This window comes from Yoonia maritima, from assembly GCF_043641945.1.
In the GTDB taxonomy this organism is placed as follows: domain Bacteria; phylum Pseudomonadota; class Alphaproteobacteria; order Rhodobacterales; family Rhodobacteraceae; genus Yoonia; species Yoonia maritima_B.
Genome location: NZ_JBHZRX010000002.1, coordinates 114,177 through 138,069, shown reverse-complemented (window position 1 = coordinate 138,069; position 23,893 = coordinate 114,177). Strand labels below are relative to the sequence as shown.

General features: G+C 54.2%; 24 protein-coding genes and 1 tRNA gene. 11 read left to right on the top strand and 14 right to left on the bottom strand.

What is annotated here, in order from left to right; all coding sequences use genetic code 11:
• The first annotated feature begins 82 nt into the window (after positions 1-82).
• The 6 genes from ACHUEV_RS04245 to ACHUEV_RS04220 all read left to right on the top strand — a co-directional run bounded on the left by ACHUEV_RS04245 (position 83) and on the right by ACHUEV_RS04220 (position 6,683).
• On the top strand, positions 83-610 hold the full coding sequence (locus ACHUEV_RS04245) for a cold-shock protein (protein WP_394177818.1): 528 nt from the start codon (positions 83-85) through the stop codon (positions 608-610).
• A 23-nt stretch (positions 611-633) separates the two neighbouring features.
• Positions 634-1,083, top strand: a complete 450-nt coding sequence (locus ACHUEV_RS04240) for a DUF192 domain-containing protein (RefSeq protein ID WP_394178270.1) — start codon at positions 634-636, stop codon at positions 1,081-1,083.
• A 41-nt stretch (positions 1,084-1,124) separates the two neighbouring features.
• A tRNA-Pro gene (locus tag ACHUEV_RS04235) sits at positions 1,125-1,201 on the top strand.
• 548 nt (positions 1,202-1,749) lie between these two features.
• Positions 1,750-5,400, top strand: a complete 3,651-nt coding sequence (locus ACHUEV_RS04230; RefSeq protein ID WP_394177817.1) for a vitamin B12-dependent ribonucleotide reductase — start codon at positions 1,750-1,752, stop codon at positions 5,398-5,400.
• Positions 5,401-5,414: 14 nt separating this feature from the next.
• Positions 5,415-5,660, top strand: coding sequence for a hypothetical protein (locus tag ACHUEV_RS04225; protein WP_394177816.1), 246 nt, complete (start codon positions 5,415-5,417; stop codon positions 5,658-5,660).
• 237 nt (positions 5,661-5,897) lie between these two features.
• Positions 5,898-6,683, top strand: a complete 786-nt coding sequence (locus tag ACHUEV_RS04220) for a TIGR00266 family protein (RefSeq protein WP_394177815.1) — start codon at positions 5,898-5,900, stop codon at positions 6,681-6,683.
• Here ACHUEV_RS04220 and ACHUEV_RS04215 read toward each other — a convergent pair.
• The 4 genes from ACHUEV_RS04215 to ACHUEV_RS04200 form a co-directional block, all read right to left on the bottom strand.
• A complete protein-coding gene (locus ACHUEV_RS04215) occupies positions 6,680-7,099 on the bottom strand; it encodes a cupin domain-containing protein (RefSeq protein WP_394177814.1) in 420 nt (139 codons plus the stop codon). The genes ACHUEV_RS04220 and ACHUEV_RS04215 overlap by 4 nt on opposite strands.
• Complete coding sequence (locus ACHUEV_RS04210; protein WP_394177813.1) at positions 7,096-7,683, bottom strand: GNAT family N-acetyltransferase; 588 nt, start codon at positions 7,681-7,683, stop codon at positions 7,096-7,098. The genes ACHUEV_RS04215 and ACHUEV_RS04210 overlap by 4 nt, the downstream gene beginning before the upstream one ends.
• Before the next feature lie 86 nt (positions 7,684-7,769).
• Entirely contained in the window at positions 7,770-9,047 is a 1,278-nt protein-coding gene (eno, locus tag ACHUEV_RS04205; RefSeq protein WP_106355613.1) for a phosphopyruvate hydratase, read from the bottom strand.
• A 40-nt stretch (positions 9,048-9,087) separates the two neighbouring features.
• On the bottom strand, positions 9,088-9,978 hold the full coding sequence (locus tag ACHUEV_RS04200) for a DMT family transporter (protein ID WP_394177812.1): 891 nt from the start codon (positions 9,976-9,978) through the stop codon (positions 9,088-9,090).
• Positions 9,979-10,146: 168 nt separating this feature from the next.
• Between ACHUEV_RS04200 and ACHUEV_RS04195 the strand changes: the two genes are divergently transcribed.
• Positions 10,147-11,007 (top strand): dioxygenase family protein, encoded by an 861-nt coding sequence (locus ACHUEV_RS04195; protein ID WP_394177811.1) that lies wholly within the window; start codon positions 10,147-10,149, stop codon positions 11,005-11,007.
• Here ACHUEV_RS04195 and ACHUEV_RS04190 read toward each other — a convergent pair.
• The 6 genes from ACHUEV_RS04190 to tyrS all read right to left on the bottom strand — a co-directional run bounded on the left by ACHUEV_RS04190 (position 11,004) and on the right by tyrS (position 16,850).
• Entirely contained in the window at positions 11,004-11,417 is a 414-nt protein-coding gene (locus ACHUEV_RS04190; RefSeq protein ID WP_394177810.1) for a Fur family transcriptional regulator, read from the bottom strand. The genes ACHUEV_RS04195 and ACHUEV_RS04190 overlap by 4 nt on opposite strands.
• 71 nt (positions 11,418-11,488) lie before the next feature.
• Complete coding sequence (locus ACHUEV_RS04185; protein ID WP_394177809.1) at positions 11,489-12,457, bottom strand: CorA family divalent cation transporter; 969 nt, start codon at positions 12,455-12,457, stop codon at positions 11,489-11,491.
• A complete protein-coding gene (locus ACHUEV_RS04180) occupies positions 12,447-13,298 on the bottom strand; it encodes a PhzF family phenazine biosynthesis protein (RefSeq protein WP_394177808.1) in 852 nt (283 codons plus the stop codon). Before ACHUEV_RS04180 ends, ACHUEV_RS04185 begins: the two co-directional genes overlap by 11 nt.
• Positions 13,295-14,545 carry a cation:proton antiporter gene (locus ACHUEV_RS04175; protein ID WP_394177807.1) on the bottom strand — a complete coding sequence of 417 codons (1,251 nt, stop codon included), beginning with the start codon at positions 14,543-14,545 and terminating at the stop codon, positions 13,295-13,297. The genes ACHUEV_RS04180 and ACHUEV_RS04175 overlap by 4 nt, the downstream gene beginning before the upstream one ends.
• A gap of 58 nt (positions 14,546-14,603) precedes the next feature.
• Positions 14,604-15,407, bottom strand: coding sequence for a GNAT family N-acetyltransferase (locus tag ACHUEV_RS04170; protein WP_394177806.1), 804 nt, complete (start codon positions 15,405-15,407; stop codon positions 14,604-14,606).
• A gap of 189 nt (positions 15,408-15,596) precedes the next feature.
• A complete protein-coding gene (gene tyrS / locus ACHUEV_RS04165) occupies positions 15,597-16,850 on the bottom strand; it encodes a tyrosine--tRNA ligase (RefSeq protein WP_106355593.1) in 1,254 nt (417 codons plus the stop codon).
• A 63-nt stretch (positions 16,851-16,913) separates the two neighbouring features.
• On the opposite strand from tyrS, the gene ACHUEV_RS04160 reads away from it, so the two are divergent.
• Complete coding sequence (locus tag ACHUEV_RS04160; protein ID WP_394177805.1) at positions 16,914-18,017, top strand: anhydro-N-acetylmuramic acid kinase; 1,104 nt, start codon at positions 16,914-16,916, stop codon at positions 18,015-18,017.
• Between the two features lie 217 nt (positions 18,018-18,234).
• Positions 18,235-18,852, top strand: a complete 618-nt coding sequence (locus ACHUEV_RS04155; protein WP_394177804.1) for an outer membrane protein — start codon at positions 18,235-18,237, stop codon at positions 18,850-18,852.
• A gap of 98 nt (positions 18,853-18,950) precedes the next feature.
• Here the strand turns inward: ACHUEV_RS04155 and ACHUEV_RS04150 are convergent, their stop codons facing one another.
• Genes ACHUEV_RS04150 through soxR form a run of 4 tightly spaced genes read right to left on the bottom strand, consistent with a single transcriptional unit; the run spans position 18,951 to position 22,519 of the window.
• Positions 18,951-19,760, bottom strand: coding sequence for an isocitrate lyase/PEP mutase family protein (locus ACHUEV_RS04150; protein WP_394177803.1), 810 nt, complete (start codon positions 19,758-19,760; stop codon positions 18,951-18,953).
• Complete coding sequence (locus tag ACHUEV_RS04145; protein ID WP_394177802.1) at positions 19,757-20,818, bottom strand: bifunctional transcriptional activator/DNA repair enzyme AdaA; 1,062 nt, start codon at positions 20,816-20,818, stop codon at positions 19,757-19,759. Before ACHUEV_RS04145 ends, ACHUEV_RS04150 begins: the two co-directional genes overlap by 4 nt.
• 50 nt (positions 20,819-20,868) lie before the next feature.
• A complete protein-coding gene (locus ACHUEV_RS04140; protein WP_394177801.1) occupies positions 20,869-22,044 on the bottom strand; it encodes a pyridoxal phosphate-dependent aminotransferase in 1,176 nt (391 codons plus the stop codon).
• Between the two features lie 31 nt (positions 22,045-22,075).
• Positions 22,076-22,519, bottom strand: a complete 444-nt coding sequence (gene soxR, locus ACHUEV_RS04135; protein ID WP_394177800.1) for a redox-sensitive transcriptional activator SoxR — start codon at positions 22,517-22,519, stop codon at positions 22,076-22,078.
• 244 nt (positions 22,520-22,763) lie between these two features.
• On the opposite strand from soxR, the gene ACHUEV_RS04130 reads away from it, so the two are divergent.
• A complete protein-coding gene (locus ACHUEV_RS04130; protein WP_394177799.1) occupies positions 22,764-23,153 on the top strand; it encodes a VOC family protein in 390 nt (129 codons plus the stop codon).
• 62 nt (positions 23,154-23,215) lie between these two features.
• A complete protein-coding gene (locus tag ACHUEV_RS04125) occupies positions 23,216-23,740 on the top strand; it encodes a DUF1697 domain-containing protein (protein WP_394177798.1) in 525 nt (174 codons plus the stop codon).
• Positions 23,741-23,893 lie beyond the last annotated feature (153 nt).

Genomic DNA, 23,893 nt, shown 5'->3' with positions numbered 1-23,893 from the left:
AGTCGTATCTTTTTTCTGGTCGTGATCGGGATAAATTGAGGAAGACAGGGGCGGCGTGTGTCGTGCCTGAGGGGAAGACGTAATGGAAACGCAGGGTGCTAGTGACCAACGGCGTGTAAACGGATTGGTGAAATGGTTTGATCCGGCAAAAGGCTTTGGCTTTGTTGTCGCAGACCAAGGTGGGTCAGATATTCTGCTGCACGCAAATGTGTTGCGCAATTTCGGACAAGGATCGGTGGTTGACGGATCTCATATTGAGATCGTCGTTCAGGATACACAGCGTGGCCTTCAGGCCACCGAAGTGCTGTCGATCACGCCGCCGCAGGCTGAAACATCCGTACCACTAAAGGACATGGCCGAATTCTCGGCAGAAGATATCGCACGCAAGGAAATCGAACCCGCGCGTGTGAAATGGTTTGATAAGGCCAAGGGATTTGGTTTTGCCAATATCTTTGGCAATAATGATGATGTCTTTATACATATTGAAGTGCTGCGGCGTTCAGGGCTTTCTGATCTGCAATCAGGCGAGGCAATTGGTCTGCGCTTGGTAGATGGAGAGCGTGGCCGTATGGCAATAGAGGTTGTCGGCTGGGAGATTGCCGCCAAGTGAGATACTGGGCCGTTGCCTTTGGAATGATCATCGCGGCGCAGCCTGCATGGGCCGTTTGCGAAGATAATAGGGTGACGGTCAGCGGGGATTGGGGGCAGGCACATTTTAATGTGGATGTCGCCGATGACCCAGCTGAACGCGCCCAAGGGCTGATGTTCGTCGAAGACCTTCCGACATTATCAGGAATGCTGTTTGTATATGAGCAGCCCCAGAGCGTGAGCTTCTGGATGAAGAACACATTGATTCCTTTAGATATGTTGTTCGCTGCGCCAAACGGCGAAATTCTCGCGATTCACGAAAATGCGATTCCCTTAGACACCACACCGATTCCCGGTGGGGACGGAATTCAGATGGTTCTTGAGATAAATGGGGGCCTCGCGAGCCGTCTTGGGATCGAAGCGGGCAATGTTTTGCAGCATCCTAGCTTTGGTTCTAAGGCTATTTTGCCTTGTGGCGAAAAGAGTTCAAATTAGGTCTTTTCAAATCAGTTCACTGTGTTTAGAGAAGCGCTTGTCGGGGCGTAGCGCAGCCTGGTAGCGCATCTGTTTTGGGAACAGAGGGTCGGGAGTTCGAATCTCTCCGCCCCGACCATTCAACTGAAAAGTAGTGAATAAAACGACAGCAGCCTCCGGGCTGCTGTGTCGTTTTAGCCGCGCTAAATATTTGATCATAAAGATTAACACGATCGGGCCGGGGCGGTGGAAAACTTCATCCGTTGTGTGAGAAATTTTGACTAAGTTAGCCGAACCAAAGGGCTTTCCGAAATCGCCGTTTCATTAACCTTCTGTGGACAATTTGGTGGATGAATCACTTCAGCGGGAAAGAGGCTGGCGGAATAGAGCCGTCAACCGTTTTAATCCGTATTTTGTGTTAAAAATCCGTTGACCCACTAGGGCTAGATGCGTCAGTTTGTGCGGGCAGATCGGTGATACACAAGATGTAGTGCTGGTTACCGGGGGCGGTTCAACAGGTAGGCCATAGGCCATTTACGTTATCCCAACACAGGTTTGGCCTTTGGCCAGAACGGTTGTGGTCGGCCAAAATGAACCCACGGGAAGCACATATTAGGTATCGCGCAGGCGGTTGGGATCAAGTTTTTTGCTGCAACGTCAGCAATGTCGATAAACAGGGGCAGACAGATGAAAATCGAACGTAATTTTACAAAGTCAGGGGAAGACGCGTACGCAGCGCTCGAATTCAAGACAACAACGTCCGAGATTCGTAACCCTGACGGCACAGTGGTCTTTAAACTGGATGAATGTGAAATTCCGGGTGGTTGGAGCCAAGTTGCATCTGACGTTATCGCGCAAAAATACTTCCGCAAAGCTGGCGTTCCTTCTGAGCTAAAGAAAGTCAAAGAAAAGGGTGTTCCTGAATTCCTGTGGCGCTCTGTCCCTGCCAAAGGCGCGACATTCGGTGGCGAAACATCTGCAAAGCAAGTTTTCGACCGATTGGCTGGCGCATGGGCCTATTGGGGCTGGAAGGGCGGCTATTTCTCGTCTGAGGAAGATGCGCGCACTTACTTTGACGAAATGCGTTACATGCTGGCGACTCAGCGTGCTGCGCCAAACAGCCCACAGTGGTTCAACACAGGCCTGCACTGGGCCTACGGTATCGATGGTCCTGCACAGGGCCACTACTATGTGGATTACCAAACAGGCGAGCTGACTAAATCTGCCTCTAGCTATGAGCACCCACAGCCTCACGCTTGCTTTATCCAATCGGTCGGAGACGACCTTGTGAACGAAGGCGGCATCATGGACCTATGGGTCCGCGAGGCGCGTTTGTTTAAATACGGTTCTGGCACTGGTACGAACTTCTCGTCTTTGCGTGGCGCAGGCGAGCCATTGTCAGGTGGTGGTAAGTCATCTGGCCTTATGGGGTTCCTGAAAATTGGTGACCGTGCGGCTGGAGCGATCAAGTCAGGCGGCACGACACGCCGCGCGGCTAAGATGGTTATCGTCGATGCGGATCACCCCGATATCGAAGAATTCATCAACTGGAAGGTCATCGAAGAACAGAAGGTCGCGAGCATCGTAGCTGGTTCCAAGATGCACGAACGTTATCTGAACGATATCTTTGCTGCGATCAAAGCGTGGGATGGTTCTGAAGAGGGCGCCTACGACACTAAGACAAACGAATCGCTGGCGTCAGCTGTTCGCGCTGCGAAAAAGTCCGCAATCCCTGAGACATACATCAAGCGCGTGCTGGACTATGCAAAGCAGGGCCACACAAGCATTGAATTCCCAACTTACGACACAGATTGGGATTCGGAAGCTTACTCATCGGTCTCTGGCCAGAACTCGAACAACTCGATCCGTGTGACAGACGCATTCCTTGAGGCCGTTGAAAAAGACGCCGACTGGAAACTGATCAACCGTAAAAACGGCGAAGTCGCAAAGATCATCAAAGCACGCGATCTATGGGAACAAGTCGGTCACGCTGCATGGGCTTGTGCCGATCCGGGTATCCAGTACCACGACACAGTCAACGCATGGCACACATGCCCAGAAGATGGTGCGATCCGAGGGTCAAACCCTTGTTCTGAATACATGTTCCTTGATGACACGGCCTGTAACCTTGCCTCGATGAACCTGCTGACATTCTACAAGAACGGCGAGTTCCAAGTCGAAGATTACATGCACGCAACACGTCTGTGGACCGTGACCTTGGAAATCTCGGTGATGATGGCACAGTTCCCATCCAAAGAAATCGCGCAGCGGTCTTACGACTTCCGCACGCTTGGGCTTGGCTATGCGAACATCGGCGGTCTGCTGATGAACATGGGCTTTGGCTATGACAGCAAAGAGGGCCGCGCCATGGGTGCCGCGCTGACTGCGATCATGACCGGTGTATCTTATGCGACATCTGCTGAAATCGCTGGCGAATTGGGCGCATTCCCTGGCTACAAGAAAAACGCAAAGCACATGCTGCGTGTTATCAAGAACCACCGTCTGGCGGCGCTTGGTAAAACAACCGGCTATGACAAGCTGGACGTAAAACCTGTGCCATTGGACCACGCAAACTGCCCTGATCAGCGTCTGATCGAACTGGCCGTTTCTGCATGGGACGAAGCGCTGGAACTGGGTGAACAGCACGGTTACCGCAACGCACAGGTTTCTGTTATCGCGCCAACAGGCACTATTGGTCTGGTCATGGATTGTGACACAACCGGTATCGAGCCTGACTTTGCGCTGGTTAAGTTCAAGAAGCTTGCTGGTGGTGGTTACTTTAAAATCATCAACCAATCGGTTCCCGCCGCGCTTGAAAAGCTGGGCTATGGTCCAGCGCAGATCGAAGAGATCATTTCCTATGCGGTTGGTCACGGTACCATAGGTCAGGCACCAGCGATCAACCACACATCGTTGATCGGTCATGGCTTTGGTCAGGAAGAAATTGACAAAGTCGAAGCGGCGCTTGCCTCTGCTTTCGATATCCGTTTCGTGTTCAACCAGTGGACACTGGGCGATGACTTCTGCACCAAAACACTCGGTATCCCGCACGAAAAGCTGAACGATCCAACATTCGATCTGCTGCGTCATCTTGGCTACACTAAGCAAGACATCGAAGCAGCGAACGATCACGTCTGCGGTACAATGACACTCGAAGGTGCGCCTTTCCTCAAGGAAGAGCACTACCACATCTTTGATTGTGCGAACCCTTGCGGCAAAAAAGGTAAGCGTTATCTGAGCGTTGACAGCCACATCCACATGATGGCCGCAGCGCAGTCGTTCATCTCTGGCGCGATCTCAAAAACGATCAACATGCCAAACGACGCAACCATCGAAGACTGCCAGAAAGCATATGAGCTTTCTTGGTCACTGGGTGTGAAAGCAAACGCGCTGTACCGTGATGGTTCAAAACTGTCGCAGCCTTTGGCTTCTGCTTTGGTCGAAGATGATGACGATGCAGCTGAGACACTTGAAAGCGGTACACCGCAGGAAAAAGCGGCAGTTCTGGCCGAGAAGGTGATCGAAAAGGTCATCATCCAAGAGGTACGCAACCGCGAACGCGAAAAGATGCCTCAGCGTCGTAAAGGCTACACGCAAAAAGCCATCGTTGGTGGCCACAAAGTGTACCTGCGTACGGGCGAATACGAAGACGGCAACCTTGGTGAAATCTTTATTGATATGCACAAAGAGGGCGCAGGCTTCCGCGCGATGATGAACAACTTTGCCATCGCGGTGTCTGTTGGTCTTCAGTATGGCGTGCCGCTCGAGGAATTCGTTGATGCGTTCACATTCACGAAGTTTGAGCCAGCAGGCATGGTTCAAGGTAACGACAGCATCAAGAATGCGACCTCGATCCTTGACTATATCTTCCGCGAATTGGCTGTGTCCTATCTGGATCGTACCGATCTGGCGCACGTGAAACCCGAAGGCGCATCTTTCGATGATATCGGTCGCGGCGAAGAAGAGGGCGTTTCGAACATTCAAACGCCAACTGAAAACGCGGCAACCCGGTCACTGGAAGTTCTGAAACAGATTTCCTCAACTGGTTATTTGCGCAAGCGCATGCCACAGGATCTGGTGGTGCTACAGGGTGGTGCGGGCACGACTGCACGGGCAAACGGAACTGATCCCGAAGTCACGCTGCAAGCCATCGTATCCGAAACAACAACCTCTGAGACGGCGATCAGCACTGGCACTGTCAGCATTTCGGCCCGCGATAAGGCCAAGATGCAAGGCTACGAAGGCGATCCATGTGGCGAATGCGGCAACTACACGTTGGTCCGTAATGGCACATGCATGAAGTGTAACACCTGTGGCGGCACGAGCGGCTGTAGCTAAGGAAGATCAAGACTATGGATTTTGCTTTCGAAATTGCGGGTTTTAGATGCGAGGCCAACTCCATGCGGATGCGTGGCCGGACATTGGAAGCCAGCTTTGAAACAGATGCGGCGGGCCCTTTGTCCGACGCTTTCTTGAACAACACGGCAGTTTCATTCCTTGGGGCGTCTGAGCTTTCAGCAGCCTATGCGATCAGGGCGATTGAAACTGACGCTGCAAATGGATGCACCGCAGTATTTGACGTGCTCAGTGCAGCGTAAAAGAATCCAGGGCGGGTGCGCTCGTCCTCGGCGTAGATCAGGCCGCAGGCAATAAACCGGGCAGTACATAAAGAGTGAGCCTGATCAACGAGACTACAGGGGGACTTCGGTCCCCCTTTTTTTCTTCCCGTATCTGGCAGAATATTGCCAAAAATCTCAAAGTTTCCGTAGCCTTGTTTGAAATTCGGCGGCCCGACACCATCTAAACGGTAACCTTTTCTATCAGGAGATTTTTGAATGCGCTGCCACGAAGTAGATTACGAGATTTTTGGCGACGATATGCAAATCGTTGAGGTCGAATTGGACCCGCAGGAAACTGTCATCGCCGAAGCCGGTGCCATGAATTATATGGAAGACGGAATCGGCTTTGAGAGTAAAATGGGCGATGGAACGACCCCAACCAGTGGCATGATGGGGGCGCTGTTGAATGTCGGTAAGCGTGTGCTCACAGGCGAATCTATCTTCCTGACCCATTTCAGCAATAACGGGCAGGGTAAGAAACGCGTGGCCTTTGCCGCGCCATATCCCGGAAAAATCATCCCTGTCGATATGTCCAAGGTGGGCGGTGAACTGATCTGCCAAAAGGATGCGTTCCTTTGTGCGGCTTTTGGTACGTCGACTGATATCGCGTTTCAAAAACGCCTTGGGGCAGGTTTTTTTGGTGGTGAAGGCTTTATCTTGCAGCGTCTACGCGGTGACGGCATGGCATTCATCCATGTCGGCGGCACGGTGATTAAGCGCGAACTCCAGGCGGGAGAGGTGCTGCGCGTCGATACAGGCTGTATCGCGGCATTTGATGCAGGCGTCACCTATGACATTGAACGCGCAGGCAACCTGAAATCGATGGTGTTTGGGGGTGAGGGGATCTTCCTCGCAACGCTTCGCGGACCGGGCACAGTATATTTGCAAAGCTTACCGTTCTCGCGTCTTGCCGACCGTATCCTGCGTGCGGCCGGGCCGGGCGGTAGTAAGGGCGAAGGGTCCGTTTTGGGTGGGCTAGGCGACCTATTTGGCGACCGTTAACGCGGAATGTCGAAACCGGGCTCGGCAAGCGTAAATCCAGCAAAGTCGAACCCCGGCGATACGGTACAGCTGACTAAGGTCCAGTCGCCCGTGGTGCGCGCGGCTTGCCAATGGTCGGTGGGTACAATGATTTGCGGTGATTGATCGCCCAATACATCTGGTCCAAGAATGTGATCGATGGCAGGGCCGTTTTCAGTCTTGGCCAACGAAAGCGTAATCGGTGCGCCCGCATGGTAGAGCCAGATTTCGGTCGCATCGACTTTGTGCCAGTGGCTAGATTCGCCTGCCTTTAGGAGGAAGTAGATGCAGGTCCCGGTGGCGCGGCCTTCGTTATCTGCGATCCATGTTTGACGATAGTATCCGCCTTCGGGGTGTGGTTGCAAATTAAGCTTAGCAATGATGGCTTCAGCAGTCATTCGAACACCGGGATATGTGCGCCATCGGATCGGGGCAGGTGCCCGGTAAGCCGTGGATCTGGCGCGATTTCAATCTCTTGTTTGGTCGGGGTAAATCCCGCCCGCGTATAGAATCCCAACGCCTGTGGGCTATCGAGCGTACAAGTATGCACGTGAAAACGATCGATCGAACGCGAGAATGCCCGCTCAATGGCATGTGCCATCATGGCACGACCGGCACCTTTGCCAACCATTGCCGGGGTCAGTCCAAAGAACGCAAGTTCGCAGGCAACCGGAACACGGTGATCAATTTCTATTAAACCTACGTCTTGTCCGTCCTGTTGCACTGTCCAAACTTCGTAATTGGCGTCGTGCAATATCGTGGCAAGTGCATCGTCGGCTAAATGCAGGCGCGAGAACCAAAGCCAATCCTCACCGACGGCGCGAAACAACGCGCGATACCAATCAAGATCGGCACGCTGGTGGCGATGAAACGTGGATTCAAGGTGATTTGTAGAAATGGACGGCGGCGCTGTCATCTCAAGATGAGTAACAACAGTTGCGACCATGCCGCGCGGAATTTGGTGAAAACCGGGTTTTAACATTCGGGCAGCTTAGGCCGGTTACTGGGGCAGAGCCAAGTAGATTTAAGAAGCCCCGCCAACCTAAAAAGATAAGCGGGGCTAATAAGTTAGGCTTTTAGGATCGAACGCCCAGCGTAAGTTGCTGTTTCGCCCAGCAGCTCTTCGATGCGGATCAGCTGGTTGTATTTCGCGAGACGGTCAGAGCGCGACAGCGAGCCCGTTTTGATCTGGCCGCAGTTGGTCGCGACGGCAAGGTCAGCGATTGTCGCGTCTTCTGTTTCGCCGGAACGGTGTGACATCACGTTGGTGAATTGCGCACGGTGCGCCATGTCGACGGCTTGCAGTGTTTCAGTCAGCGTGCCGATTTGGTTCACTTTAACGAGCATGGAGTTCGCAGACCCTTTAGCGATACCGTCAGCCAGACGGGCTGGGTTAGTCACGAACAGGTCATCACCGACCAGCTGCACTTTGTCGCCGATCATGTCTGTCAGCGTTTTCCAACCATCCCAGTCATCTTCTGACATGCCGTCTTCGATGCTGATGATGGGGTAGTCGCTGGCCAGCTTTGCAAGGTAGGCTGCGTTTTCTTCAGACGTGAGGGACACGCCTTCGCCGACCATCTCGTATTTGCCGTTTTTGTAGTATTCGGTCGCTGCACAATCGAGAGCAAGATAGATGTCTTCGCCCGGTTTGTAGCCAGCTTTTTCGATAGACGTCATAATGAAATCAAGCGCTTCGCGGGTTGATCCAAGGTTTGGTGCAAAGCCGCCTTCATCACCGATACCAGTGTTGTGGCCCGCAGCAGATAGCTCTTTTTTCAGCGTGTGGAAGACCTCGGAACCCATCCGTACGGCTTCTTTGATGTTCGCTGCCGATACAGGCATGATCATGAATTCTTGGATGTCGATCGGGTTGTCTGCGTGCTCACCACCGTTGATGATGTTCATCATTGGAACGGGTAGGGTGCGTGCCGATGTGCCACCGATATAGCGGAACAATGGCTGAGCGGTGAAATCAGCAGCGGCCTTAGCAACGGCCATCGATACACCAAGGATCGCGTTTGCGCCCAGGCGGCCCTTGTTTGGTGTGCCATCCAGTTCGATCATCGCCATGTCGATGCCGACTTGCTCTGTGGCGTCAAAGCCAAGGATTGCTTCGGCAATTTCACCGTTTACGGCGGCGACGGCTTCGAGAACGCCTTTGCCCATGTAACGGGATTTGTCGCCGTCACGCTTTTCAACAGCTTCGTGCGCACCTGTTGAGGCACCAGAGGGTACAGCAGCGCGGCCCATTGTGCCGTCTTCTAGGATCACGTCCACCTCGACCGTGGGGTTCCCCCGGCTGTCCAGAATTTCGCGGGCGTGGATGTCGATGATGGTGCTCATAATGTGCTCCGTTAGTGGGATGTTAGCGGTATCATGCGCTCTATAGCGCGGGTTTTGACGCAAGGGAAGTACGACGCAGTCGTGCCTCGCGCCAGAGGGTATAGATCCCGGATGTAACAATGATTGCAGCGCCAAGTAGCGTAAGCGCATCCGGGTTTTCGTCAAACACGACAAAGCCGATCGTCAAAGCAAAGACAAGCCGTGTATAGCGGAATGGGGCAATGAGGGACAGTTGCCCAATGCGGGTCGCAGCCACAAGCATGTAATAGGCGGCTACCCCAACAATGACAGCGCCAGTCAGGCGGGCAATGTTTATGGGTACTGGCATGACCATTGGCGTGCCGGTGACCAACATGACCGTGGCACCTGTCGGCACAAGGATCAAGAATGCATAGGTTGCTAGCTGTCGCGATGTGACACCAGCAGGCACCCGCCGCGTTGCGAGGTCACGGATAGCCAGCCCAATGACGCCCTGTACTGCGAATAAGGAATTTGCGTCAAATCCATCAAGGCCGGGACGCAAAACCAATAAAACCCCAAAAAGCCCGATACACACAGCAAGCCAGCGACGCCAGCCGACGGTTTCCCCTAAAAACAGGGCGGCACCTATCGTCACGGCCAGCGGTGTCGCCTGTAAAATGGCCGAGGCCGAAGAAATTGGGGTGAGCGCGATGGCCGTGACAAAACCCAGCGTCCCAATGACTTCGCCAGCGTTTCTGATTAAGACCGCAGGTTGCAGCAGGTCACGCGACCATAATGTATCGCCATATGCGCGTGCCAAAATGGCAAAGACTATACCGCCAGCACCACCCAAAAGGATCAGGATTTCCCCGACATGAAGCGCATCGGCAATCAGTTTGATAAACATGTCCTCGAAGGCAAAGCCAAGCATGGCAGCCACCATCAACGCGCTGCCGCGGATATTGTCCATTAAATGGCCTCGTCTCTGAGAGTTTCGCGATAGGCATACGCGGGGTTTTCAGGGAAGCAAAGACTGATAGCGTTATCTTTCTTCTAAATCCCCGCCGGAAATTCCGGGGCGATGCGTATCAGCTTTGATCCGGCGTACACAGCGCCACAATAAAAAAGGCAAGGCCCTATGTCCCAGCACGATAATGATCCGCACCATGACGGCGATTTTTCTAGTGATTTCAAACGTATGTTAACACGTCGTAATGTGTTAATTGGGGCAGGGGCGTTGTCAGTGGCTGGGACCGCGCTCTATGCGCAAGGGGCTGGTGTTCGCCCGCCTCCCATGAACCCAAGTCCTGAGGTCTTAGGAACTACCGAGAACGGTGAGATCTGTGTCGGGCAGCCGCAAGAAACCAACGGCCCATTCCCGGCTGATGGCACGAACACGCGTGAAGGGCAGACAGTTAACGCGCTGACCCTGGCTGGTGTGATCCGTCCTGACATCACAAGTAGCATTGCGGGCCTGTCAGGGACGGCCGAAGGCGTACCCATGGCTCTGACCATGAACCTAGTGAACGTCGACACGGCTTGTAGCCCGATTGCCGGCATGGCCGTTTACATCTGGCATTGCGACGCGGCGGGACAGTATTCGCTCTATGAAATCGAAGATCAAAACTATCTGCGCGGGATGCAAATTGCCAATGCGAATGGCTCGGTCACTTTTAACAGCATCCTGCCGGGGACATATAGGGGCCGCTGGCCGCATGTTCACTTTGAAGTATTCCGCAACGCCCAAGCAGCCGTTTCAGGTGAAAAGGCGCTATTGGTTGGGCAGCTCGCGTTCGAAAAGGCGCTGGTGTCTGGCTATTACGCTGCCGACGCGCGCTATTCAGAAAGCATCCCGAACTTGGCCGTGCAAACGCTTAGCAGCGACAATGTTTTTGGGGACAGCACCGCGTTGCAGTTAGCCGCGCAAATTGTGAAGACAACAGCGCAGAGCCCAAGCCGCGTGGCATTTACCTCTGAGATTGGATTGACTGGCGTCTAATCTTTTTTGATGGGCACTGCGTAGAGCTCTAGGCGGTGCCCCTTTAATTCATAGCCCAGTTTAGTCGCAATGCGTTCTTGCAATGCTTCGATTTCGGGGTCCAAGAATTCAATAACCTCGCCGGTGTGCATGTCGATCAGGTGATCATGGTGGTCGCGATCAGCCGTCTCGTACCGGGCGCGACCATCACCGAATTCGTGCTTTTCCAGAATGCCGGATTCTTCGAACAGTTTTACTGTGCGGTAGACGGTCGCCAATGAGATACGCGGATCAGCGGCCGATGCGCGTTTATATAATTCCTCGACGTCAGGATGGTCGTCTGCAGCCTCTAGAACGGCCGCGATTGTCCGGCGTTGTTCTGTCATGCGCAGGCCATTGGATTCGCAACGATCAAGGATTGTGGGTTTCATAGGCGTCTCGGCTTTTTGGGTTTGTCCTTGTTAGCGTCAGTGACGAGCAGTTTCCAGATGCGATGGTCCGATTAGAACCATTTGATCCATCTTAGAATGGCATAAGTTCCAATCCCTAATGCAACCATGATAAGGCACAAAATCGCAAACGCATGAGGATGATCCGTTCCTGGCACACCGCCTACGTTCACACCAAGAAGGCCGGTGATAAATCCGAGCGGTAGAAAAATCGCCGCGACAACCGATAGAGTATATCCGTTTCGCGCAACCTTTGCCTCGTGGGTCATATCGATATGAGCAGATAGCGCACGCAACCGGTCGCGCACTTCTTCGACCTCTTCCACGGATCGCATCGCACGGTTTGCCGTGTCGCGCATGCGGTTACGTAGATTGTCGGGCATAAGGCCACTGTGATTTTCAGCCAGTGCTGACAACGTATCCTTCATCGGGCCAATATGACGGCGCAGCCGGATCGCTGTGCGTTGAATGTCAAACAGGTCAGGTAGCTCTGTCGCACCACCTTCATAGACGGTGTCTTCCATTGCGTCGGCTTGTTCTTCAAGCTCGACGGACACGTTTTCGATGCGATCAATAAGGTTTTCTGTAATCCGTGAGATCATATGCGCAGAGCTGGCCGGGCAGTCGCCACTAGCAACGCTCTTGCCGAGTTCGTCCATAGCAAAGACCCTGAGACGACGTACGCTGACGACCAAATTTCCCGTCATCCAAATGCGCAACGACACCATGCTGGACAGGTCTTGTCCCTCGTTCATATTGATGCCGCGCAAGGTTAGCACGATGCCTTTTTCGTCATCGTCCATATGAGGGCGGGTTTTTGCGGCAAGCAATGCGCGCGCTGCGCGGGGCGGCAATGCGTCGGCGCACCACGAAGCCAGTCCCGGGTCCGACAAATCAAAGTGAAGCCAGCGATAAGCGATGTCTTCTGGTACTTGGGCTGAAATCGCAGCGGCAGGTGTCGCGCGACCATCACGCGTGATGTCATATGCATGCAAAGCTTTGGGAGTAGGGTTAGTAGACAAGCTGTCCCTCCATTGTGCGCACGGCAGAGCCGCTAATCGTCACCGGAACCGGCGTCTTTAGCTGGGTTGTTGCCGTAATGAACGAAGGTCGCCCCATATCCTCGCCTTGAGTGATAGACAACTGTTGTGGGGCTTGGGTCTGTTCAGTCAGTAGAGCGGCTAGCGTTGCTGCTGCGCTACCGGTCGCCGGGTCTTCGGGGATGTCATCAAGTGGGGCGAACATTCGCGCATCAATCTCATTGCCATCGCGCACATAGGCATAGATCGCGAAATCCAAACCCGCAGGGTATTTCTCCGCGCCTTTGCGTATCGCGTCCATGGCCGGCGCACATGCGGCAAGGCTTTCGCGGTCTGAAAGCTCTGCGATGACAAATGTCAGGCCAAGACTGCACTGAATCGGGTTATGCGAAGCAGATGTGATAGCTGTTTCGGGTAATCCCAGCGCTGCTGCAACAAGCGCAGTTTCAGGCTCGCTTATGCGTTCAAGCGGGGCGCTGGTCGTGAAAGACGCGGTATCCCCGTCAAAGCGACAAGGGATCGGGCCGACACCAAGCTCTAGCACCATATCGCAAGTATGACCGCGATCACGCAGGGCAATCGCGGTTCCTATGGTGGGGTGGCCAGCAAAGGCGACCTCCATCGTTGGCGTAAAAATACGGACCTTCGCCGTATGCGCAGGATCACTGGGCGGATAGACGAATGTCGTCTCCGAAAAGTTGAATTCCCGCGCTATTTTCTGCAGGTCGGTTTCAGGTATTGCTGCCGCATCGGGAATGACAGCCAATTGGTTGCCGCCGAAAGCCTGTGTGGTGAACACGTCATAGGCTACGTAGTGGGTCATTGGGGCAGCTCTGGTTCACTGCTGACGCGTTGTGCCAGCTTTGCAATGGTTAGCCCCTGCACAATGATCGAGAAGATGACCACGACATAGGTTGCCGTCAGGATGACGGGCTTCCATTCACTATCGGGCAAGGACAGCGCGAGCGCGACCGAAATGCCGCCCTTCAGTCCGCCCCATGTCATGACCGGGATGACACCGGACGCAAAGCTGCGGAACGGTTTGAGCATCAATACTGGCACGGCCACCGCCGCCAGACGCGCCACCAGCGCAAGGGCAATGGAAGTAAAGCCTGTGACAACAAAGCTTGCGTCGAAGGCAATAGCAAAGACCTCGACACCGATCATCAGGAACAGGACAGCGTTTAGGATCTCGTCGATGAGCTTCCAGAACGCATCAACGTATTGGCGTGTTTCTTCGGACATACCGTGTTTGGCGCCGACGTCGCCAATCAAAAGGCCCGCGCAGACGGCCATGATGGGTGCTGAGACATGCAGGTACACCGCGAGTTCATAGCCACCAAAAGCAAGGCCAAGTGTGATCAGAACCTCAAGCGAGTAATCATCAATAAGCCGCATAACGCGGAACGTTAGCCAGCCCAAAACGATACCAAGAACCGCGCCGCCAAGTGCCTCTTGAACGAAAAGTTCAGCTGCTGCCGCGGCACCGCTGCCGTGACTGTCGCCGTGTGGAAACGCCAACCCAACAAGGATTAGGAAGACGACATAGGCGACACCGTCGTTGAATAGGCTTTCGCCCGCGATCTTTGTCTCTAGCGATTTTGGCAGGTCTGCTTCGCGTAAAACCCCCAAAACGGCGACGGGATCCGTGGGGGAAATCAGCGATCCAAACACCAACGCAATTAGGATCGGCATGCCTGTCAGCCACGAAAACCCATAGCCGACAATCGTGGTCGAAAGCGCGATCCCGATCGTCGCCATCAGCGCAACGGGCACCCACTCGCGGCGCAGGTCCGAGATTTTCACATGCAATGCGCCTGCAAATAGCAACAGTCCCAACATGCCCTCAAGCAAGGCATCTGAGAAATCGATGCTAAGGACGGTGCTACGCACAGCCGCTTCCACGCCCAAGCTAGGCACGAAAAAGTCGAGGATCATCACACCAAATGACGCCAACAACGACACAACCAAAATGCCAATCGCCGCAGGTAGCCGCAAAAACAGATAATTAATGGACCCAAAGACCCCTGCTAGCACAATAAGCAGCGACGTAATTTGTAGCAGCGTCATAGTAGTCCCCTGAATTATTTTCCAAGTCTTATCAGGTGGGGTGCGTCCGGGCTACCCGCTAGAACATCCGCAGCCAGCTCCCTCCTAAGGGGCGGATATTGGCGCCCGTTCCGATCTTAAATCGGGCCAAGCCGGGGGCGCTGTGGGTGTCGACGGTCCCTAGATCAAGTTGGACAACACCCGTTTTCGCAAAACCATCCGCTGCCGCGATCAACATGCGATAGTGCGCGGCGTGTTCGCGGCCCACATCGTTGGACCAACCAAGGTGATAGGTGGCGCATTTGCCATGTCGAATAAAAAGCATTCCGGCAACAATGTCTCCTTGCGATTTAGCGGTCCAAACGGTCACATCATTCGGTGCAATCGCGGAATAGCCGGGAATGATCCCATGGGGGAGCGCGCGAAAGCGCTTTTGCTTTTGCTGGCCTAGATCGGCTTTGAGCAACCATTGATGTTTCGCACCGTCGTAACGTTCGTTGTATATTTTCAGCGGGCTATGTTGCGCACGCCGCCATATGTTTCGCCATTTTGGGGCCATATGTCGTTCGAGGTCGCGATCTAGTGCAAGTTCGGCGACATGAGCCGGTGTCATTAGCTGCCTGAACCCTGCGGCACGTAGGGCCTGTGCATCGCCACCGTTACTGTTGACGAGGCGTAGTCTGGAACGCTTCAGTTCATCCGCGTCATGAGAACCGGAATGCCATATTGGGCCGCGCGCTGCGAAATTTAGGCCAAAGCGTCGGATTACCTGCACTGGGGCTGCGCTTGGCAGAACAATAACGGCGGTCGAAACGCCGATCCGGTTTAGCGCGGCGCTAAATTGCGGATGTTGTTGTAGCGGAAGGCACACGGGCAGGGACATGCCAACCGTTAAGCCATTCGAAACCTAAGGCGTGGTTAATGCAGCCATGAGAAAGAGCCAAAATTCAAATATCGTTGCTGGGATCGATGCGCCGCCGCCCCGGCCAACAACAATAGGGGCGGCCGTGGTGGCCACCCTGATTACGTTTCCAATTGGGGTTGCTCTATTGGTTCTAGACTTACTGCTGCTTTAGCCCAGCTGCACAAGCGCGTGACGCTTTTTGCCCGCACTAAGCTTGATTGGGTTCGCAAGTGCCGCCGCATCGATAACCATACCTGGGTTTTCAAGCGGTTCGTCGTTCACACGCGCACCGTTTTCAGCAATCAGGCGTTTGGCCTCTTTACCGCTGCCGGAAAGGCCAGAGCGTACAAAAAGCTGCACGATGGAAATTCCGTCACCCAGTTCATCTGCGGTCAGCGTCAGCGTGGGCAGATCATCCCCAACACCACCCTTTTCGAAGACTTCGCGTGCGGTAGCTTCGGCAGCTTTTGCCGCTTCAGCACCGTGCAGCAGGGTAGTGACTTCATTCGCTAAAATGATCTTTGCGGCGTTGATCTCAGAACCTTCCAGCGCGCCAAGGCGGTCACATTCTTCGACCGGAAGCTCGGTGTAAAGCTTGAGGAAGCGACCTGTGTCAGCGTCAGTTGTGTTGCGCCAGAACTGCCAGAATTCATACGGTGACAGCATGTCAGCGTTCAGCCAAACTGCGCCAGACTGGGATTTACCCATCTTCTTACCGTCTGATGTCGTCAGCAGCGGTGAGGTCAGGCCATAGATTTCATGATCCAACACACGGCGTGTTAGGTCGATACCGTTAACGATATTGCCCCATTGGTCTGAACCACCCATCTGCAACAAACAGCCATAGCGGCGGTTCAGCTCTAGGAAGTCATAGGCCTGCAGGATCATGTAGTTGAATTCGAGGAACGACAGTGACTGCTCGCGGTCCAACCGTGATTTTACGCTTTCAAATGATAGCATCCGGTTGATCGAGAAATGCCGCCCGATGTCCCGTAGAAAATCGAGGTAGTTCAACTCGTCCAGCCATTCAGCGTTGTTAAGCATGAGTGCCTGATTAGGCGCCTCTGTGTCGTAGTCGATGTAGGCCGCAAAGACCTTTTTGATGCCAGCGATGTTGGCGTCAATTTGCTCTGGCCCAAGAAGCGGGCGTTCATCTGCACGGAAGGAAGGATCGCCCACCTTTGTCGTGCCGCCGCCCATCAAGGTGATCGGTTTGTGGCCGGTTTTTTGCAGCCAGCGCAGCATCATGATTTGGATCAGCGATCCTACATGCAGCGAACTCGCTGTGGCATCAAAGCCGATATAAGCAGGAACAACACCTTTGCTCAGCGCTTCGTCCAGCGCCTGATAGTCTGTGCAGTCGGCCAGAAAGCCGCGCGTCATCATGACAGACATAAATTCAGATTTCGGATGGTAGGTCATTGGCTTGTTCCTGCGGTTTGCACGGTGCACTCTATAGTCAGGTCGAGGCGCAAGGGAAAGCGTATGTTGAAAACTGGATTCGTAAAGGCGCTTGGCACGATGTCAGGAACGTCACTTGATGGCGTTGATGCTGCTGTGATCGAGACGGATGGCGTTAGTATCGCGAGTTTTGGAAAAGGCGATTACCTACCTTATACAACTACGGAACAGGAGGTTTTGCGTCGCCACCTTGGCCTGTGGCCACAGGACGGCGTTCAGAACGCGGCCAAGGTTGTCGAAGATGCACATCTTGAGATCATGACCCGCTTTGCCGGTGTCGATATCGCTGGCTTTCACGGGCAGACCTTGGCGCATGATCCCGGCGGACGTGGGACGCACCAATGTGGTGATGGTCGGCGCATCGCAGACGGGCTTGGTGTGCCTGTCGTTTGGGATTTTCGTAGCAATGATGTGGCCGAGGGCGGGCAGGGTGCGCCGCTTGCACCTTTCTATCACTTTGCTCTTGCGAAATGGATTGAGGCCGATGCGCCGGTTGCGTTTCTCAACCTTGGTGGCGTCGGGAATATCACGTGGGTTGATCCAAGGCATGATGATCCGGCCGCGGGTGGCGCACTGCTTGCCTTTGATACTGGCCCCGCGAATGCACCGATCAACGATGCGATGCAAAGCCGACGTGGCGTGGGTTATGACGTAGAGGGACGGCTTGCCGCACAAGGGACGCCAGATCAGCAGGTCATCACAGAGTTCCTAGCACACCCGTATTTCTTACGACCGCCGCCCAAGTCGCTTGATCGAGATGATTTTGCCGGACTGTCGGCTGCAATAGGGCCGTTGTCAGACGCGGATGCCATCGCGACATTGACACAAGCGGTCGTTGAAAGTGTCGCGCAGGCGCTGCCAGCCTGTCCAGAAATGCCAAGCCGTCTGCTGGTTTGTGGGGGCGGGCGTAAGAACGCGACCCTCATGGATGGCCTCTCTGCTGCGCTTCGTTGCGATGTTCATTCTGTCGAAGATGTCGGGCTTGATGGCGATATGCTCGAGGCGCAAGCCTTTGCGTTTCTCGCTGTCCGTGCTGCACGTGGTTTGCCGATTTCTGCGCCTAAAACGACTGGCGTAAAGGCCGCAATATCGGGTGGCCGAGTCGCAATGCCACGCGACTCAGTGTGATTGACTGACGCACGCAATTCACTTGCGAAGTAAAATGCCTTTGGATCACAGTGATGTGATGGCAAGTGTTTGAAAATACGCGGTGTTTTGCCACTTTTTAGCCGTAGCGCGCTCGATCCCGCCGACTTAATTCACAGCGTTGTGAGGTGGGATTGAACCTTTTCCATTCGTGGGCAGTTGTATGCACAGACGACAACAAGACGAACGGAGAAAACAAATGACTAAGTCTTACAAAATTGTTCGCACGAGCATCCTTGCTGCACCTTTGGCACTAGCCGCTGGTATGGCCTCTGCAGGCGGGCTTTCTGAGCCAGTTGAAACCGTAGCACCGACCCCAGTGCCTGTTGCTGCACCTGTTATGACGGGTTCTGACTGGACAGGTTTCTACGCTGGTGGCCAACTTGGTTACGGCCAGCTGGATTCTGATGCGCTGACCGAAGACCCAGATGGTCTGACATACGGTGCGCACGCTGGTTACCTATACGATATGGGTAGCTGGGTATTGGGTGCCGAGCTAGATATCGACGGTACAGAAATCGAAGATGAAACTGCTGACGTTGCAGTCGACACGATTACACGTGCCAAACTGCGCCTTGGTTACGATGCAGGCAACTGGCTGCCATATGTAACTGCTGGTGTTGCGCAAGCCCGCACATCTGGTGCGATTGATGCAGACGACACAGGCGGCTTTGCCGGTCTGGGTGCTGAATACCGCGTAAGCGATAGTATTCGTGTTGGTGCAGAAGTTCTTCAACACCAGTTCGAAGACTTTGACGGCACTGGCACAGACATCGATGCGACAACTGCTGCGGCACGCGTATCCTTCCAGTTCTAATGAGTTACCGCGTTTAATTCATGCGTATGGGTAACCTTTGTCCCTGAGGTCTCATACGGATGAACTGCTAGGCCCACAGTGAAAACTGTGGGCCTTTGCTATTCTTTCAGCATCTCATCAATTGTGTCGCTACTGATCCCGTTCTGTAATGCGCTAAATACCCCACCGAACATCTGCTGCCCGGCATCATAGATTGCGCGATGCGTAACCCGCGCAAGGGCCGAACCAAGTGATAAACGCGCGACGCCTATGGACGCGAAGTCGGCCAAACTGTTCGCGGCAAAGTCGCCAGCAACCAGTGCATTTACCGGTTTGTCTACGCTCCGGCAGATGCGGGCCAATTCGTCCATGTTAGGTGGTAACGGGGCGTACAAGCAGTCGGCACCTGCATCTGCAAAAGCCTGCAAGCGCTTGATAGCTTCGTCGGTATCGTAGGTCCCGATCATAATCCCGTCAGCCCGCGCGGTCAGGACAAAATCGTCGCTTAACGCACGTGCGGCGCTGGCGGCGGCGCGTATCCGTTCAACCGCAAGGTCAAAATTATAGGGACTATCGCCCGGTAGGATCGTGTCTTCAATGCAGATACCCGCTAGCCCAATTTCGCCAGCCAAGCGGACAGTCTCGGCGCAGTCTTCAGGGTTGTCCCCAAATCCGTTTTCGAAATCACCTTGAACGGGCACCGTCGCGACGGAAAGGATATCGCTCGCGTGGGCAAGCGCCTCATCCCGGGTAAGGGTGCCGCCGTCTGGCCGCCCCATGGTGAACGCATGTGCCGCGGATGAGGTTGCTAACGCCTTGGCCCCCATCACCTGCATCATCTTAGCGCTGCCTCGGTCCCAGACGTTGGCCAAAATAAATGGGTCGCCCGCGATGTGCAGGGCACGAAATGTTTCTCCGGGGTGGGTCATTTCAAATTCCTTTGTGCATATGTCTTTTCTAGATCAATCAAACGCTGTTTGCGCCACAGGCCGCCACCGTATCCAGTCAACGACCCGTCCGCGCCGATCACACGGTGGCACGGGATGATCAGTGCGATCTGGTTCGCACCATTGGCGCGGGCCACGGCGCGGCTGGCGGCCGGTGCGTCGATCTCTTGCGCGAGCGCACCATAACTACGGGTTTCCCCGGCTGGGATTTGCTGCAAAACGTTCCAGACTTGGCGCGTGAATGGCGTGCCGTGTAGAACCAAAGGGACTGCGAAAGTGGCACTTTCACCAGCAAAGAATGCAGCCAATTCGGTTTCAACCTGATCCGTTGTGTCAAAGCGACCAAGGCCGATATCACCTTTAGTCAGTTTACGAAGACGCGCTAATTCGGTTGGCAGGGCATTGCGGTCTGCAAACTCTAAAAGATGCAGCGCGCGTTTGTCGCATACTGCGATCATATCACCCAGCGGTGTCGGGATATTTGCGGCACGTAACATGGCGTCAGTTTTGAAACTGTTTGGCGGGGTTCCCAGCAGTTTAGCAAACGCAGTACGGAACGCAGCGGGGCTGTCAAAACCGGCCTCTAATTGGGCGTCGATGACCTTGCCAGTTTCTAGCGCAGTAAATCCGTTGGCCAGCCGCCTTTGGCGCGCCATGTCCAGAAACGTCATGCCAAAGTGACGCTTAAAACTGCGCCGGATCGTCGAAGGATCGTATCCCATGCTGATAATATCAGCTTCAAACCAGCGCCGCGCCGGATCACTGTCCAATGCCGCAAGCAAAGCGGCAATTGCGGGGTCGTTCTGCGCTGCAGGGGCGACCGGATGGCATCGCTTGCAGGGCCGAAAACCTGCATCAATGCAATCTGATACGTTGCTGTAAAAGCTACAGTTTTCGCGTTTTGGTTTACGTGCAGGGCAGGTAAGGCGGCAAAAGATGCCAGTTGATGAAACCCCTACAAATGCGGTTCCATCATAAGCCGCATCGCGGGCAAGCAACGCTGCATAAAGCGTGTCGTCATCTGGCAAGGTCATAAGCATGAAAACAGCTTAGGCGATTCTGGGCTGTCGTGCCGCCTAAAATCGGGCGTCTATTGTTTGACCATATCAGAGGCAAAGGCGATCAGCCGTTTCAGGGCGGCGACATAGCGATCATCGTCAATTGTCATGGCAACCCGAATGTGACCTGCGGCTGCCGCACCAAAGCTTTCGCCGGGCATGACCGCGATCTGTTCGGCGTCCAGCAGCGCATTGGCGAAGCCTTCGCCAGATAGTCCGGTCGCGCGGATATCAAGCATCAGGTACATGGCTCCTTGCGCAGGTACAGCGCGAACTGCGTTCTGACCTGCCAGAACACTTAGTGACAGCTCGCGCCGCCGCCGAAACGGCGCAGCCACGGTCTCTTCGACCGACACGCCTTGGCCAAGAGCAAACTCTGCCGCGTCCTGAACAAACCCAGCAACGCCGTAGGTCGTATGGGTGGCAAGGTTAATCAGATGGTTGATGACATGCTCTGGGGCGCAAACCCAACCAACGCGGCTACCGGTCATTGCGTGGCTTTTGGACATTGAACCAACAACCAACGTGCGTTCCGCCATGCCGGGTAGGGCGCGGGGGCTGATGTGCTCGCCGTCCCAGACTTGGGTGTCGTACACCTCGTCTGAGATCAGCCAAAGATCGTGTTGCTGGCAACTGGCGGCGATGCTTTCCATCGTAGCGCGCAAATAGACAGCACCCGTTGGGTTGTTCGGGCTATTGATTAACAGAGATTTCGCACCCGGCGCTGCCGTATCTAACGCGGCACGGGTCGGCTGAAACGCTGTGTCGGGTGTCGTGATAATTGCCTTTGGTACAGCACCGACGCTGCGTATCGTACCGGGATACGTTACATAGTAGGGATCAATGTAAAGCGCGGTGTCGCCTTGGTTGCATACAGCGTTATGCGCGGCGAACAGTCCGGCCTGACCACCCGGTGTCACAAGAATATTGGCGGCGGTGGTTGGCACACCTGTTCGCGCTTGGATTCGTTGGGCGATTGCACTGCGCAAGCTGTCAGTCCCGGGAACAACAGCGTAGCCCGTATGCCCGCCGAGCGCCGCGCTATGCATGGCGTTCAGAATGTCGGGGTGGGTGCGAATGTCATGTTCACCGATGTTGAGCTCGGTCACGGGGATTCCATCCGCGATCATACGCCTTGCGCGATAAAATGTGTCCCAGCCGTCAGAGCCGCCAGCGGTGATATTCGTAATACGTTCAGAGAGTTCCATTCCGCATGGGAATGACACACGCCGACTAAAGTCAAGTCGGTAGCTTGGTCAAATTTCGCGGGCCAGGACCCTCGCGCGATTTGATGTCAGCCGGGTTATACAACGCGCAGCTTTTCAGGCTTAGGCATCCGCATCCGATGCAGCCGTCCAATTTGTCGCGCAGTTCCTCCATTGCCGCGATTCGAGCATCTATTTTTGCGCGAAAGGTTTTGCTGATCCGGGTCCAATCTGCCTTGTTGGGCGCTTTGTGATCGGGCAGGGCGCGTAGGTGTTCTGCGATTTCGGCGAGCGGAAAGCCAAGCGTTTGCGCGGCCATCACGAATGACAGACGTCTGATATCCGCACGCCCATACCGACGATGTCCACCCTTGTTTCTAAGTGGTTTGACGATGTCATGCGTTTCATAAAACCGGATCGCAGAGACGGCTAACCCTGTGCGTTCAGCCAAGTCCCCGATGGATAAACCTTCAGCCATGAAAATAATCCTTGATCTCAAGTTAACTTGAGAAATTACAACCTGAATCACTGAAGAAATCTAGTGAGAAACGCCAATGTATAACTCTAGCCAACGATTTTATCTTTCAGATAGCCGTGCTGCTGCGGCCCTTCGTCATGACGGGTTTGGTTGGGGTCACACAGATGAAAGCGTCATGCTTCCATCTGTCCGGCGGCGTGGATTGCTTGAACGTATGATTGGCAAACTGAAAAGGAACCTAAACATGAGCCGTCTTGAACACATCAATATCACCGTCTCTAACCCCAAAAGCACCGCGCGTATGTTGGAGCAACTATTTGGCTGGCGTATCCGCTGGGAAGGCGAGGGCATGGCTGGCGCGGGCTATACGGTGCACGTCGGTGGGGATGACAGCTATGTCGCTGTTTATTCCGGCAAAGACCCAAAGCAAACAGTGCCCAAATCTGACGCAAACTACGCCACCCGCGGTGCAATGAACCACATTGGCGTTGTCGTCGATAACCTTGATACAATTGAAGAAAAAGTGCGTGCGATGGGTTATGAAGCGCACAGCCATGCGGATTACGAACCCGGCCGCCGGTTCTATTTTCATGACGATGACGGCGTCGAATTCGAAGTTGTCAGCTATAGTTAGACCGCCCGAGGCTTGACCTGAGATGTCGCCGTGCCATTGTGATGGCGACAAAAGGAAAAAGCATGGCAAAGTTCGTCGCATTCTTACGCGGGATCAATGTTGGCGGGAACTGTAAGATTCCGATGGCTGATCTACGTGAACTATGCCGCGAAGTGACCAATGATCCGGACGTCCGTAGCTACATCGCATCGGGAAATCTTGTGTTTGAAACTGATAGTGCTGCGGCTGATGTCGCAGCGCAGATCAGCGCGGCCATCAAACAAAAGTTTGGCTTTGAAGTGCCTGTTTTGGTCCTCCCAGAAATGAATATGCGTGCGATTTCGTCGTCTTGCCCATTCCCGGATGAGGCAGGCAACAAAGTACACGCATTTTTGTGCCTAAATGACCCCGCGGTAAATCAGGACAAAATTGACTGTCTTAAAACCGCAACCGAACAAATCGCGATTATCGACCGGACGGTATGGTTCTTTGCGCCCGAAGGGGTGGGGCGATCCAAGCTGATGGCCAATATGGAATCCTGCATCGGCCCGGCGACGGCGCGCAATCTAAATACAATTTCCAAGATGGTCGAAATGCTGGACGGCTGATCGCTTAGCTGCTATTTCGATCACTATGAAGAGCATCTGCATCATTATCTGCTGCATTATTACCTGCTGACATCTGTCGCGGGCTGCTCTTTCACGTTTCAATTGAATGCTGAACTTGGTAAGCCCGCCGGCGAAACCCGTGCGTGAGGCGTT